Genomic DNA, 518 nt, shown 5'->3' on the forward strand with positions numbered 1-518 from the left:
GTGTTGCAGGTCCAGCCGTGGGCGAGGAGCACCGCCGGGGCGTCCTCGGGGCCGTCCAGCTCGACGTGGATGCGCGAGCCGTCGGCCGACCGTACGAACAGGTCGCTCGCGGGGACGGGCGGGGCGGCGTCGCGGTGCAGGAGACGGCTCATCGCGCGGCCTCCTCGACGACTGTGCCGGGCGCGCGGTAGGGGTCGGGGCTCATCGCGCGGCCTCCTCGGTCACCGTGTCCCCGGCGGCGACCGTCTCGCGCTCGCTCCGGCCCGGCTGCTCCGGTACGCGCCCGCTCCCGGCGAGCCGTCCGGCCTCGCCCCCGCGTACGCCTCCGGCCGCGCCCGGAGCGGCGACGCCCGGCGTCCCGGTCGCCCGGATGACGTCGTACTCCGCGAGGTCCACCGTCCGCGTCTGCCGCCGGAACTCGCCCGTCGTGCCCGGCCAGACCGTCGTGTTGCGGCCCTCGGCGTCCAGGTACCAGCTGGTGCAGCCGCCGGTGTTCCACACCGTGCGCTTCATCCGCT

At 76.8% G+C, this 518-nt stretch carries 2 pseudogenes; both read right to left on the reverse strand.

The features are described from left to right. A pseudogene (locus tag RNB18_RS51005) lies at positions 1-152 on the reverse strand (alpha/beta hydrolase); the annotation flags it as partial. A 49-nt stretch (positions 153-201) separates the two neighbouring features. Continuing rightward, positions 202-518 (reverse strand): annotated as a pseudogene (locus RNB18_RS51010) (cyclohexanone monooxygenase); the annotation flags it as partial.

The organism is Streptomyces doebereineriae, assembly GCF_031845645.1.
In the GTDB taxonomy this organism is placed as follows: domain Bacteria; phylum Actinomycetota; class Actinomycetes; order Streptomycetales; family Streptomycetaceae; genus Streptomyces; species Streptomyces canus.